Origin of the sequence: Pseudidiomarina halophila (genome assembly GCF_003987215.1) — a bacterium.
Taxonomy (GTDB): Bacteria; Pseudomonadota; Gammaproteobacteria; order Enterobacterales; family Alteromonadaceae; genus Pseudidiomarina; species Pseudidiomarina halophila.
In genome coordinates this window covers 77,933-91,663 of the sequence record NZ_PIPW01000001.1, presented here as the reverse complement: position 1 = coordinate 91,663, position 13,731 = coordinate 77,933, and the positions used below count along the sequence as shown (strand labels likewise).

Here is a 13,731-nt window from a genome sequence, read left to right as displayed (position 1 = left end):
ATTGCAACATCCCTTGTCTTAATAACCTTTCCATATCACCGACAAAACGTCTCGCGCACGAGACATTCCTACATAAAGAGACGCTTTTGGTGCTCCAGACTCTTCTAATGCGGACTGCTCAACATCAACCAGAATAATTACGCTATTCTCCAATCCTTTAAAGTTTGCCACTTCACAAAAAGATAGCTCCGCTGGCGGGAAACTCTCAATCGAATACGCATCGACACGCTGAGTCAGCACCCCATAACTGTCGCATAAATTTGAAGCAATGGACTCGTGCCAAGGTAACGGAGATAAGAGCGTGATATTGCGGGTCTGGATGCCATTTTCATGCAGAAAGACAATTTCGTCATGTAATAGCTTACAAGCCTCTTCTTGCGACTTGGCAAGTAGCTCTCTAACCTTAGAACCCTCGCCAGTACCGACATTTCCCATGTCCACACCGAGCTTGTTTTGTACGACAGACAAAATCTGTTTTGTATTCCGACAGTTGGTGGTCAATGGCAGTTTTATCGGGGAGAATTCCTCCAAGTAAGCAAGCCCTTCTGCAGTAGTGCTGCCGACGAGTCCTGATTGATTTTTTGCATCATGGAAGGCATACCAGGAGCCATGCTTAAAACCACCATCCAAAGCATCCTCTATTTCAAGAATATCCTCTATGTTAAAGAGGTCTTGTCCTTCATCGAGAATAATCACGTCAAACTGTGACTTGCCTGCAAAATCTCGCTCTCTTTTGAAGCTTTCGATGGCATATACCTGCACCGGGAAGTCGGTTAGGAGCGCTTTCAAATACGACCGTAAAAATGGAGATTTACACACCAACGCTACTGATTTCCCCAAAGCACTTAGTCTTCGAGATAACTCAGCAGCAAGAAAGGTTTTACCCGTCCCAGCACCACCAAAAAAAAGTCCGCGGGGGTTATACTCAGCGAAATCTAAAATTTGATATTGCTGTTCAGTAAGCCCAACCCGTGATTCATCATGGCGTTCTAATTTTTGCCCCAGACTTTCGGCGTATTCGACGGTCGGTCTGATAAAATGCTCAATAATCTTGAGCTCATCAGTCGAAAAAGTCCTATCATTAAAGTCTTTTTTACGCCAAAAACTCATCAATCCTTTTAGCCATCTTTCGACATTTTTAGTGTCAGCCCTATCACATATATGCGCTCTCTCCCATTCTGAACCTTTTGCACTCCAGAATGAATCAGGAAATATGACACCGTATCCCATCGAAATAGTGTGACCATAGTCGACGACTGATTTTATCTGTCCGGTGTCTTTAAGCTTGTTGTAAATTGCTTGCATGGCACCGTGAGCTTGTTTAAAAGGATCGCTTATATTATGAACTCCTTCATTATTCTCTGACGTCCACCGCCCTCCAGAAACACTTATACCGCCACCTTTAACTTCGATTACGTACAAACCATACGGTGACAAGACTACGAAATCTGCCTCACCAAAGCGTTTATATTCATGTCTAGTTAAATTAAGCGAGTGAAAACACACGAAGTCGTTACGATCAACAAAACACTCTCTTAGTTTATTAAAGATCGTCACTTCGCTACGGGGCGGCCTATTTCCGTTCGGGCCGAATAGAGGGGTAGATGGAATCATTCTCATAGCTGTCGCTCGCGACCACGCTGGGCTTCCCCATATTTTAATTGTCTTATTCGGTTCAGCTCTGCAAAACAATCAACATCGAATTTAGGTAGCGAAGGAACATCCTTACCGCCATTAGCTTTCCAGTGGAAGACCATCATGGCTTGAGATGCATCCCTCTGAAACATTGGTACTTTGCGAATTTCTTGGTAGCAGCCTCGGTACTTATCACGTAAACCAAAGAAAAAGCCCAACACCAAGAAGTCTTTCTTATCCAGAATGTCGCACAATTTTATGTCATTGATAAACTCTTGAAAGTCAGTACGATAATCAAGTACGACACAGTAAAGTCGGAAACGAGAGGCTGCTTTTAGCTTTGCCATGTATTCCGAATAAATTTCTTGATTGGCGCCATTTCGCAGGATCTCGAGTGATTTTTTCACTTCTTGAGCCGCTCGCATTTTTGACTCTGTTGCCCAAACTTTTGGATTTGAGAGAAAGTCGGAAATTCGCTTGTTATTGATGACTGCTTTAGCTAACTCAAGATATTCGCCTTGAAGATCAGCCTTCTCCTCCAAAACACCATCAATGCTCGACGTTTGCGTGAGATCTTCTAACCAATCTTTTGGTGTCAGCGCACAATGCGCCAATAGCCGACCGTAGAGTTCGAGAAACTCTGGATATAAATAGGTGAGGAACCGAGTTACCAACAAAAGTCCGCCGAAACTTTGCCCAAGTAACACTTCCTCAGTATTATCATCGAATAAACTTGAAGTCGTTTCACCTGCTGACAACGGCTCCTTCACAAGTACTTCAGCTCCGACAGTTTCGCCTTGTTTTTCGGGATATAACGAAGCTTCAACTCTCATTGAAATACCCTTGACAACAAAACCAGCGTCAAGCCCCTCATACGAGCAAAAGAGTTCCTTCGATTTTTGTTCTGGAAAGACAAAAGTTACCGCCGACACTGAAATCTCTACAGCCATATCTTTATGCTTTCCTCTCGAACTAATTAGTTCGCTGACTTCGTCACACAACTCTACAATACATATTTCACCTAAACGGTCTTTGAATTGAGCGCTCAGTGATTCGAGCATTTTCTTTTTGCTAGGCATTTTTGGCCATGGACCAACTGGGAATAGGCCGCTTTTAACATAGTGACGGAGTTCGGTGAACTCATAAACACGATAACGCTTACTCATCTAGGTTTCCTATCTGCATGAGTTCTGGCTCACTCGGAAGCCTCTCCATTAACTCTCGATTTTCTTTTTGGTTTTTAAGCAAAAAAAGCTTCTCTTTCGCACGTGATGCATTAACGTACATCGATTTTCTGAAGGCTACCTCATCCACGGAGCTTTTGATTTTCCAAATGCTATCCAAGCAAATATACACAACATCAAACTCAAGACCCTTAACAGATGCATCGCACAAAACCACGATTCCACCATTAGCGAAATCAATCTCGACGGAATCATCAGAGTTCTTGTAAGTCGTTACTGGGGGTCTAAGATTATCCAGTTGCATGCCAAGGTTACGTAAGTGGCCAACATAAAACTCTAGATCTTCATGATCACCAACAATTACTCCGATCAATTTTCTGGGATCATTGTCAGCTTCTCTAAGAATTAACTTTATTGCGTGAAGTCTATACTTACACATCAGCAAGGTCGGAACGAAACCAGCAACTCGTGTTGGTTCGTTCGATGGCGGTGTCGACTTGTCACTGTAGAAAAACTGAGAAAACTTGGCTATCTCGTTAGAATTTCGATAATTCTCGCTAAGCGTCAAGACATCTTCATTATCTAATGCTAATGCGTCAATTAATTCCTCACGCGTCGACTGCCTCTCAGTGATGGTCTGATTAAAATCGGCCGCAACAAATATATTCTCAAAACCAACACTTACTAAAAAATTATAGAACCCCTCGGGCATATCTTGACCTTCATCAACAACCAGATAAACTTTTTTATGTACCTGTCCTTGGCCAGACGCACGAACGTTAGATTCCATCATCTCATAGTCGATATCGTAAGCCGATTTGGCATCGGGTAATTTTGGCAACTGCCTTCCTTGCTTCAACTGTTGGTCATAAAATTCACCTAGCCACCTAAATATTGTTGAAGTAACTATTTTTGTCATGGCTTGATCGCCAAATGATCTCTTCATCACTTGTTGACAATAGCTGTGAAGCACTTTGTTATAGGCAAGAAACATCGCATCATCTGATGCACTGATTTGTTTCAATCGCTGCATAACCACAACTGATTTCCCAGTCCCAGGGCCTCCTAGTAGAAGCCAGAAGCCCTCTTTAGGTTTGCCTAATATCTTAAATTGCTCGTCTGATAATTCCGGAAGCCTAAGAATACGTTCTCTCATGGTGTACTTTCCCGCAGAGCCATTTTAAGCGCGAAGTCTTCAAGGCTGGAGATATCATGCTCCTTTGAGCCAGAAATGAGCTTTCTATCAAGCAGTATATTAAGAAAATCACAACTTGTTTCAGGAACTAAAGAGCAGGCATGACATGCTGCCATGTTCAAACTTTCAATACCTTGTCCGCTAGCTTCACTGCAAACGGGGTCAAGCGAGCACCATTCAGCACGCTTTAACATCGCCACGAAATTAGCCAAGAATCGTTTAGCTCTGCCCTGCTCCATGAGCCCACCTAATGTGCCCGCCACATCGGCAGACGTTGTGTAAATGAGCACGCCAGCCATATTTAAAGCTTGGGAACAGTAGATTCTTTCCCGGATAGATGCTGCGGGGTAGCCTGCTGAGGACTCAAGCTCACGAATAAACAAATGAGCAATCGTATGCAGTAACACAAATCTAGGTGTTACCCCGGCGCCACTCAAGCTAGGTAATTCGATAGATGATGCTTCATAAGCTCTACTCAAGTTATCGACATAGCTCTTTACAGAGGCTTGTCGTTCCCACTCACTCAGTAGATCATTATTAATCGAGAAGAAAATGCCCTCTCCAAAAAGCTCGGTGGCCGGCAGCCATGAAGATTTTTGCTCAATATCAGGTGGCACGATCAGAGGTTCATCTCCCCCGCCTCGCTTAAACCCCTTAAAAATAAGGATTTCTCGTAAACGTTTGACGATTACCAAGTTCTCTATGAGTTTCGACACATGTTTATATTGTGGGAACGCTGCATCAATAAGCTCACGAAACATACCCGTTTCATGCTCCGGAACGAAATCCTCATCTTCTTGTAGGTTTTCGATCATTGTGATGAACGCCAAAAACTCCTCTTCCTGCGGATCCTTTTCACTCTCCCACACAGCTGACTCTTCATATTCGCTATCTCTAACCTGCTGAATTGCAGTATTTAACTCATGTGGAGAACAACCGATATTTCTGGCTTCCTGACGTATTCGAGACTCTCTTCGTTTGGGATTGCTAGCTTCGATATCAGATAAGAAAGCCGAACGGTTTCTGAGCTGTGAAACGAGTGAGGTCTCCTCAAGCCTTCGAGATTCTGGCGGTATTACAATTCCTCTAGTCGTAAGGGGAGAGTACGTCGCCGGATTATTTATCTCCGTTACGTAGTATTGCTCATTTTTGCCATCCATCGACTTATGAATAGGCTTGTGTTTTATCGGACTTAACCAAGGTTGCACCTGGTTCACAGAGCCAAGACGCGCTCGAGGAAGTTTTTTCGCCTTTAAGCATTCAGTACAAACAACAGATTCCTGCCCATTTACTTCCTGTAGCTTGAGATAGCTTATATCTCCTTCAATGGTTCTCCTACAGGAGCTGGGTTTGGGGTGACAGAGTGAATGCCAGTCGACCTCACTCAAATAACCGTTATCTCCGATTGCACACCAAGTTACTTGTTGAAGCTCGCCACCACAGGATGATTGCTGACACGACAACTTTTCGACATTGGCATCTAAATTTTGTTTCGCCCAAGGGTCTAAGTGTAAAGCTCCACATTTACGACAAAAGCATGTTTTTGGAAAAACAACAGCTGGTATCGTGCTTCCGTAAACTCGCCCATTATCAATTTTGGAAACAGGAGGAGCCTTGAGCTCGCGTCCCTCAGCAAGTTGACTTGATATTCGTTTCACATAAGAAATTGTTCTAGATGAATCCCCAGCGCTTTCCCAAAACCGAGTATCGCAAATGACTGCAGTTCGATAGTTAGCAAGTCGAACAATTGAGCCTACGCCAGAGTAGCCAAGTAAGTGTGAAAAACGCACCGGTGTATAGTACAAGTCATTTTGCTTCATGACGCTCGCTCCACTACTTGCCCCACGCAGCACAAGTTAGCCTCACTCTCGACATTACGCATCGAGTTCAAAGTAGCCCATGCGCGACCGATGCTACTTAATAATTCGGTCGGCTCAATAAGGTTATTACTAGAGCGGTCTCGGGAAAAATAGACGAGAGAGTGCTGTGAATTTTGTGCCCGATCATGCCACTCTTCGACCAAGTCTTCTAACTGCTTTTGAACCTGTCGCTGAGTTTCAGAATGAGCGCCAATAGCAATAGATATACGGTTTTTTAATTGCGTTAAAGCTCTCTGTATTTCAGGCAAAGACTTATTAAACAGGCCTGCGGCCGCATTCTCGTGCATACCAGGCGCACCATGACGCACCGCAATAACGAGCGCCGCGTGTAACGCCCTTTTCCGCGCCTGATAGGTAAAAGGAGTTACACTAGATGGCTCAACAAAACGGTAAAAGGACTCATGGTAAGTTCTAAAATTTTCATAGTGAGACCAACTTCGCGATTGCCCCTTTAAGTAATTAACCACAACCACACCCGGCGTTGTTCCGCGACCCACCCGACTACTAGCCTGGATATATTCGGCCGTTGTCAGCGGTTGACCGTTAATAATCATTAGCGCAAGGCGGCTCACATCAAGCCCTACCGAAATCATCGTTGAAGCAAGGCCCACATCAACGTAGCGTTCACTCTCTTCAAAACTATGAGATAGTCGAGCGAATGACTTGGGAATTTCTTCAGCTTCGGTTTGACTCGTCAAAGTTATTGTTTTGACCGCACTACGCTTATCAATAAGCGACTGGACGCGAGCTCTAGTTTCTTCATCATTTATTCCTTGCAGGAATTCTTTGAGCGCCGCCTCGAGTTTCGCTCGCGCATCACTTTCCAGCACCGTTGACGAGTTATTTACTGACTTAAGGCTGGAGTGATAAACAAGCAACGTCCACCACGCGTCCAAAAAATCAGAATCACTTTCCGCAAAAGATTCAATCGGCGCAGCCAATGCTGCCGCCATAAGTGGTCCCAGGGATTTCGATTGAGCTATTAATGCCGCCAAAAACCCAACATACAAACGACCTGGCTTTTCTGAGAGCGGCACTTCTCGCGCGAAGTAAGCATCTGTGTGATTCAAACCAGAAGGAGGAAATACCGCTGACTTTCTCGCAAATAACGCTTTTGTTTGTTCATGAGCATTGCGTATTGTTGCTGTTGATGCGACATACTTTATTGTTAGACCCCGCGCTCGGATTAATGCATCAATACCAGCCTCGTACAAACCAAACACCGAGCCTATTGAGCTACTAATTAGGTGAAGCTCATCTTGAATGATTAACTCCGGTGGTCGCCGTTGACCTACCCCAAAAAAGCGACTCGCTCGTCCATCCCACGCCAAGCGCGCAAATTTATCCACTGTCCCTAGCAACAACGTTGGAGGGCTCTCATATAAATTGTCATCCACCACATCAATTGGCAAATCACCATTATTATGGAAGTCACACGCCTCATTGCGACATTGAAAAGACAGACGACCATTTTCAAAAATATAGTTTTCTTTTGTGAATCGGGTATCACACCATGGACACGATGTAAGCACGAGGCGTGAGTACCGTTCTTTATTCCACAACTCTTGTGCTTCTTTATGTGTGTTGGGTGAAGTGCTAGCACCAACCCAAAACCCAGAGGTAAATGGTTCATCTCCGAGTACAGATGGCTGTTTACGACGCAAGAGCTCTAAAGCACAAATAAGCCGGTTTGCACGCAAAAACTGCTGTGATGCTAGCAACCTTAACGTGTAACGCATCATGCAAATCGTCCCGGATCCGGAGCTCGGATACTCCATTCTGCGGAATATGAACAGTATCGCCATTAGCCCCAAGTAGGCTTCTGTTTTACCGCCCCCCGTTGGAAACCATATTAAATCTAATATTTCTCGGTCTTGGCTGTCTTGATTCAAAGTTGACTCTAACGCGACGAGAATGAATCCCAACTGAAAGGGTCTCCATTTAAAAACTTTTAATTCATTTAGATTGCTTTCGTTCTTGTTAACGGTGCACTGATTCACTTGCGACAGCATAGCCACGTTTGCCAGCGCAAATGCTGCCCTTGCAGAAGCACTTGTGCGTAAAAAGCCAATAGCCTTCCTCATACGAGTAATGGCTGCCGTTTGTTTTTGAATAATCGTTGACGCTGATTCCTCGTCCAGTTGCCATTCCTCGTCCGTTAAGGCACCTTTTTCTTTCTCTACCCACGAACCGTAGTTATCAATAAAACTTTCCAGGTCCTCTAAAACCGAAGCTTCAGTTTGCAACGTCATCAGCCAACGAGAATCCAAAACCCTTGACTCACTATCGCCCGTATCAGCTGTCATTTGTGGGATCTCAATCGTAGGCACAAAATCAGATTCTATAAACCAATTATTGTTGGCTAATTTTTCCCACTTTACCGCTGAACCATGCCCTACAGCTAAGGTTTTTACCTGACGATATCGGAATTCAATTTCTCTTTGTTCATCGTCTAGCAAAGCTCTTTCCGTAATTGGATAGCCGGAAAGTGAACCGCTAACAACCTCACATGAAAGTTGAGCCTCGAATAAGCAGTTCTCGTTAAACTCACGATAATTAGATTCTGTGGATAGATATTTATGGTTGTAGAGCGTTACGGTGACTATGTGACCATAAATTAGCGGGCGAGAAGTCAGCGATAGAGTTGCATTTCCATCTAGCACGAGTTTTGTGGTTTGCCCCTGAGTCAGTACAAGCGTTATGTCCTCATCGATTAAGTGTGACTTGGTCCATGCGTCTTTATTCTTTTTATTTTTTTGTCTCGAAACATCGTCACCGCCCGTTTTTCTATGAGTATAAGTGGTCGCACCACAAGAGATATTTAACTCAATTGTGTCGCCAGCAATAAAAAATGAGAATCCCACCGAGCTCGGTGGTTGATATTTACGGAAGGAGTTCGAGCCGCTGCTAGGTTCACTATCAGAAAATTCGTCGACTGTTTCCTCAAGAGTCGGCGCATTGTTCAATGGTGCGAGTATCGCAGTCATATGATGATCGGAGGGTTGTCGCGAGACTAATTCTTCTGCTGTATTAACGCCGCTAATCAACACACTTTTGATATGTTTAACCAATCTGTTGCGCAGTTGTTGCATCGCATTCCCAAGGTTTCATGACGACTTACATTACAAAGCGCCATTTCTAATCGTAGCGCAAAGTGATTATAACAATTAATTAATCATAAATAGATTGGTAAAGAAAGCAACCTGTAGCGGTTCATTACTTCTATGCATTAAGCGACAATTACGGTGGCCGTTCCGTATTAAAAGGCGGTGTACGCGTCGGCGTATACAGTCACCACTGATGTCATAACACACCAAATATCCGCAGAACCGGCGCGCAGAAGCCGTGATTATATTTTCCGTATAAAGTTTGACCATCGTTGACTATTGCATAACGTGCCCGATTTGAAATCATTCGCAAGTTTGTGGACTGCTGCGCTCACACCAAAATATCTAATTTTTTCCGACCCCACGATGTCGCTCTCACTGCCTTGGTTAGTTAACAATTAACTTCACCCAATCAAAGGGTGAAATTAAACCTAAAGAAATAACCAAGAGGAACACAATTATGAAGAACTCAGTGAACACAGCAGGCAAGGCCGGGTGGCCAAGCAAAACTGGCAACAAGTCAGGTGGTGGTCGTAGCAACAATCCACCACGGAAATAATCTAAACAAGAAAGTCGGTGCCATCAGGCACCGACACATGGAGTCATGATGAAATTAAGCAACAATAAACGAATCAATAAGTTAGTTAAAGATTTGATTAAAAAGGGCTGGTGTATTAAAAAAGGCACAAAGCACCACAAACTAGTGTCGCCGGAGGGCTTCACCACAACAATTCCAAGCACGCCGAGTGATTGGCGCGCAGGAACGAATTTCGCAAAGGACATTAAACGCATTCAAGCACGGAGGCACACATGAAACATGCACCCGATCCTACTTTACTTGCACCACTGAACATTCTCAAAGTCTGGGCCGAAGGGTTCGGTATCCAGCTAACAGACGATCAGCGTTATGAAATCAATAATATTCATACAGCGTACAATCGATATGCTCACCTGCCTTATGAAGCAATCACCCACAACCTCAAAGGACTAGTGTCGGATAGTTACTACGAAGCTCTCAAGCAAATTCTTCCATCCGCAGTTCAGAGTTTAATCAACAAGCTCCATCAGACGTGTTTTTTCACAATGACGCCCAAAGAAGTTGAGGACTTTATATGGGGAGAACTCTACGCTATCGAATTCTTCGAAGCATATACTTATCTTCACATGCGAGAGAGCTATCTTCCCTCTGTTTTAAGGATGATGGGCAGCGATGAAGCGCGTCACGCCACTGCAGTTGCGCTAGAAGTTCTAGATGAAGATATTACTTGGTGCAAATTCAAAGCCACTCTCGATAAAGCCGCAATTGATCGGCTTTGGCGTTGGCGTACAAGCGAGCTTGCAAGCATCACAAAACTCAAAGAACTACTGGACTCACACGTCTTGAGCAAAGAAACACAGCAAAAGTATTTCACGATACTGCTGCACGCACGCTTTCTGGACTCGCTCAAACCAAAGCCCAAAGAAAAAGGAAATTCGGAATCCGAAGAAGAAAACGAGTCGAAGCCTAAGTCACCCTCAGAATTGTTGTTCGAGGGCATTCGGTCGCGACACATGAATTTAGATTGGCGTATCTTTTTGCCGTTAAAACAAACGCGCACAGACGATGACAAGGAACAATGCTTGTGGGCCTATGATTTACTCAAGATTTTGCAGCTGGCAAAACAAGACTTCGACAAAGGTTACATTGCGAACGCCTGTAAACGCTATTCAAAATTGCTAAAGCTGAGTGCGTGCTTCCATCCGGATGAACAAGAAAAACTTATCAGCCTTGCACTGATGGTCGCATCAATGAAAGGTAAGAATGGCGATGCGCCATTACTGAAAAAGGCGAAAAACCTCGCGATTGTTTATGGTCTGGAGCAACCACATGACCACATCAGTGAACGCCCTATTCGCGTATATAAACAGCTCAATGATTTTGTGAAACAGTACGAAATTGAGCAATGGCAACGTGATTGCAAACAACTATTCCCGAATGCAAAGGTGGATTACAGCAAAGTGCGCCCTGAGGTGATGATTGCTGGTTTTGAAGAACAAGAGTTTACCGTGGCCAATCGAAAATCGCGTATCGGCGATTCAGAATTTCGTTTGGAGCAGCTTTCCCAAGCGATTCTGCAGCGAGACTATGAATCGACTGAAAAGCTGCTTGCGCAAACAAATCGTCTAGACTTCGGCACACTTGAACGTGGTCATTCACCACTTATTATTGCTTTACAAACCTACAAGCAGTCGAAGTCTAATGCAGATGCAAAAATCATCGCGCTACTGTTTGCAAGGCTCGCAGCAACGCGTGTTGCTACGAACAAAATAGTGGGCACAAGAACAGATAAGCGCAAACTTACACCTTTGGGACTCGCGATTGAGTGCAATCGGCCTGACTTTGTCGAGCAGCTTTTAGCGTTGGGAGCATCTGCAAATCAACGGTTATCAGAGCGATTCGTTCTACCACTCCAATATGCAGAGGAAATGTTTCTTGAATACCAGGCGTTCGGCAGTGAAGCTGAACTAGATGCTGCCACGCAAGTCATCAAGACACTTGTTGAGAATGGCGCTAACCATGAGGTCGAGTCTGTATAGTTGTAGGTAAAAATTGTAGCGGGATACAAACGCCACCTCCCCCCCAGTAGAATTCCGGGCTACATACTAACAAGAGCGAAAGGATATGGAGAAGAAAGGGAACTATTTGTTACGGCATTGGCGCGGTGAGCTGCCGCTGGCGGTGTCGTTTTGGGTAAACGTGGTGCTGCTGAACGTTGTTAGTGTGTTCTTGGTCAACGTGTTTTGGTTGGGCGGGAGCTTCGATGGTATGCACTGGCAAACCTCACAGAACATACTCACCGGCTCTATCGTCGTGGGGTTATCGGTGGGTGTTTGGCAGATTGTCGGCACTTGGAGCAGCGCGACGCGTTATCGGGCAAACGGTGGCAGCGGGTTTCTTGCGGGACTGGTAAAAGTGCTGATGGCTCTGGGCACTCTTTCGCTCGTCAGTAATACCATCCTCACAATGGAGGAATTGAATTTACGCAACGAGAGCGCACGCGAACAGGCCTTCGTCGTCAAAGTTTCCGATAACAAAGAAATCATGACCATTGACGGTGAGATTGGTGTGACGATCTCAGATGAAGTGATTCGCACCCTCGAGCAGCATCCAAATCTTAAAACCGTGCTACTGAACAGTGTCGGAGGCGATTTAGACGAAGCATTCAGAATTGTCGATGCACTTGAAACCTACCAAGCCACCCACCGGCCAATCTCTACCTATGTGCACGAGCACTGTGCCTCAGCCTGCACCATCATTTATATGAGCGGTGCCAAACGGCTACTGAATGTTGACGCCACGCTCGGCTTTCACCAGTTCAGAATGTATGTGCCGAGCTCGTCCGAATACCAAAATATTGCGCGGCTAAACCGAAAAGTAAGTGATTACTTCGCGCAAAAAGGTCTCTTAACAAGCTTCAGGCGGGTGATGTTCCAAGCCGATGCGGATAATATGTGGTACCCGGATTCAGACCTCTTACTCAGTACCAACGTTGTGCACGAAGTTATTTCGCAGGAGTCTGTAGCAAAACGCAACGCAATGATTGCCGCCAATGCCAAGACACCTGACTACCTGAGTATTATCAAAAACAAAGCGCCAACTGAGTACGACGAATTAGTTCGGCTGCTTGATGAGATCCCGCAAGATGAAAACTATTTTAGTAACGTCGAAGTAACGACGCGGCACTATGTATCGCAATTACGCGTCGAGGCGATGCTACGTATTGATGATTTACTTCTTATGAAAACCCTGCTGCGCGAAGTACGCATGTATGCCGCTATGAACAGATCTGATCCAGAACTATGCATTAAGTCACTGTATCCAACGGATTATGGATTCCCCAATTACGACAGCGTCATCCGATATCAGGATGAAGACGAGCTCGTTGCAGAAGTGACCGAGATTTTTGAGCAAGCATTTCAAAGTGACGATGTTTCAGTTAACGCTGACCTTGGACAGTCAGACTTGGATCTCATACTGGCAGATATGGGTGCCCATGCTGACGCGCTCATCTCTATTGAGCCGACGCTTGAAGGGTACAGAGCCCACTGCCAAGCGGTGACTGACTTTTATGAGCGCATTTATGAAACATTGCCGGTAAAGAGAGCGGCTAATCTCACACGGTATTTATTGACGGAGGATGAGTAATGCAATCACTGGAAGTTGTTTTAAACCCTTTAGACTGGGATGGTGTATCGGCGATAGCATCTGTTTTGATGCTTTTCATTAACTTGTTCCTGTTAATTTCGATCATATTTGCATACAGAACGATTAAAGAAGAGGTCAAAAACCGAGACAGCACATTGCTCATTTGGGCCATGGAAGAGATGTCCAAAATAAAACCAGATATACACGTGCTTAAAGACGCTGGCGAATATGCAAGTGGGCAATTAGGCAAGTCAACGCACAAGGTTAAATGGTCTGGTGAATTACGTGCTGCGGCTCAGCGAGTAAGCGTGACTATGCAACGTTTATCTTATATGGCGGAGGCGGATCTCATAAGCAAAGAGCACTTCTCGAACATGTGGGGACCAATGTTTGCTGACGCCTGGAATAGACTCGAACCCTTCGTCCAACATAAGCGACATTTAGAGCGTGAGCCACTCACGCTCGCCGATGGTGCATACAGCAGGAAGGATTTCGAAAAATTTGCGCGCTATTGTGAAGCGTTACGGAACTGACGTCCGCCTCC

8 protein-coding genes are annotated in these 13,731 nt (G+C 44.9%); 3 read left to right on the top strand and 5 right to left on the bottom strand.

Features of this window, described 5'->3' with window-relative positions; translation table 11 throughout:
• Positions 1-18: 18 nt before the first annotated feature.
• Genes CWI69_RS00395 through CWI69_RS00375 form a run of 5 tightly spaced genes read right to left on the bottom strand, consistent with a single transcriptional unit; the run spans position 19 to position 8,986 of the window.
• Positions 19-1,614, bottom strand: a complete 1,596-nt coding sequence (locus tag CWI69_RS00395) for a nuclease-related domain-containing DEAD/DEAH box helicase (RefSeq protein ID WP_157984225.1) — start codon at positions 1,612-1,614, stop codon at positions 19-21.
• A 2-nt stretch (positions 1,615-1,616) separates the two neighbouring features.
• A complete protein-coding gene (locus tag CWI69_RS00390) occupies positions 1,617-2,801 on the bottom strand; it encodes a hypothetical protein (RefSeq protein WP_126760898.1) in 1,185 nt (394 codons plus the stop codon).
• Positions 2,794-3,975, bottom strand: a complete 1,182-nt coding sequence (locus tag CWI69_RS00385) for an AAA family ATPase (protein ID WP_126760896.1) — start codon at positions 3,973-3,975, stop codon at positions 2,794-2,796. The genes CWI69_RS00390 and CWI69_RS00385 overlap by 8 nt, the downstream gene beginning before the upstream one ends.
• Complete coding sequence (gene drmB, locus CWI69_RS00380; protein ID WP_126760894.1) at positions 3,972-5,834, bottom strand: DUF1998 domain-containing protein; 1,863 nt, start codon at positions 5,832-5,834, stop codon at positions 3,972-3,974. The genes CWI69_RS00385 and drmB overlap by 4 nt, the downstream gene beginning before the upstream one ends.
• Positions 5,831-8,986 carry a helicase-related protein gene (locus CWI69_RS00375; protein ID WP_126760892.1) on the bottom strand — a complete coding sequence of 1,052 codons (3,156 nt, stop codon included), beginning with the start codon at positions 8,984-8,986 and terminating at the stop codon, positions 5,831-5,833. The genes drmB and CWI69_RS00375 overlap by 4 nt, the downstream gene beginning before the upstream one ends.
• Before the next feature lie 825 nt (positions 8,987-9,811).
• Between CWI69_RS00375 and CWI69_RS00365 the strand changes: the two genes are divergently transcribed.
• From CWI69_RS00365 to CWI69_RS00355, 3 genes are all read left to right on the top strand, one after another.
• Positions 9,812-11,578 carry an ankyrin repeat domain-containing protein gene (locus CWI69_RS00365; protein ID WP_126760888.1) on the top strand — a complete coding sequence of 589 codons (1,767 nt, stop codon included), beginning with the start codon at positions 9,812-9,814 and terminating at the stop codon, positions 11,576-11,578.
• Between the two features lie 85 nt (positions 11,579-11,663).
• Positions 11,664-13,187, top strand: coding sequence for an ATP-dependent Clp protease proteolytic subunit (locus tag CWI69_RS00360; RefSeq protein WP_126760886.1), 1,524 nt, complete (start codon positions 11,664-11,666; stop codon positions 13,185-13,187).
• Positions 13,187-13,720, top strand: a complete 534-nt coding sequence (locus CWI69_RS00355) for a hypothetical protein (protein ID WP_126760885.1) — start codon at positions 13,187-13,189, stop codon at positions 13,718-13,720. The genes CWI69_RS00360 and CWI69_RS00355 overlap by 1 nt, the downstream gene beginning before the upstream one ends.
• The last annotated feature ends 11 nt before the right edge of the window (positions 13,721-13,731 follow it).

Bases quoted from the DNA above. Each gene is read 5' to 3' on its own strand.
- CWI69_RS00375 (WP_126760892.1), bottom strand. From the start codon at position 8,986: ATGCAACAACTGCGCAACAGATTGGTTAAACATATCAAAAGTGTGTTG.
- drmB (WP_126760894.1), bottom strand. From the start codon at position 5,834: ATGAAGCAAAATGACTTGTACTATACACCGGTGCGTTTTTCACACTTA.
- CWI69_RS00390 (WP_126760898.1), bottom strand. From the start codon at position 2,801: ATGAGTAAGCGTTATCGTGTTTATGAGTTCACCGAACTCCGTCACTAT.
- CWI69_RS00365 (WP_126760888.1), top strand. From the start codon at position 9,812: ATGAAACATGCACCCGATCCTACTTTACTTGCACCACTGAACATTCTC.
- CWI69_RS00395 (WP_157984225.1), bottom strand. From the start codon at position 1,614: ATGATTCCATCTACCCCTCTATTCGGCCCGAACGGAAATAGGCCGCCC.
- CWI69_RS00355 (WP_126760885.1), top strand. From the start codon at position 13,187: ATGCAATCACTGGAAGTTGTTTTAAACCCTTTAGACTGGGATGGTGTA.
- CWI69_RS00360 (WP_126760886.1), top strand. From the start codon at position 11,664: ATGGAGAAGAAAGGGAACTATTTGTTACGGCATTGGCGCGGTGAGCTG.
- CWI69_RS00385 (WP_126760896.1), bottom strand. From the start codon at position 3,975: ATGAGAGAACGTATTCTTAGGCTTCCGGAATTATCAGACGAGCAATTT.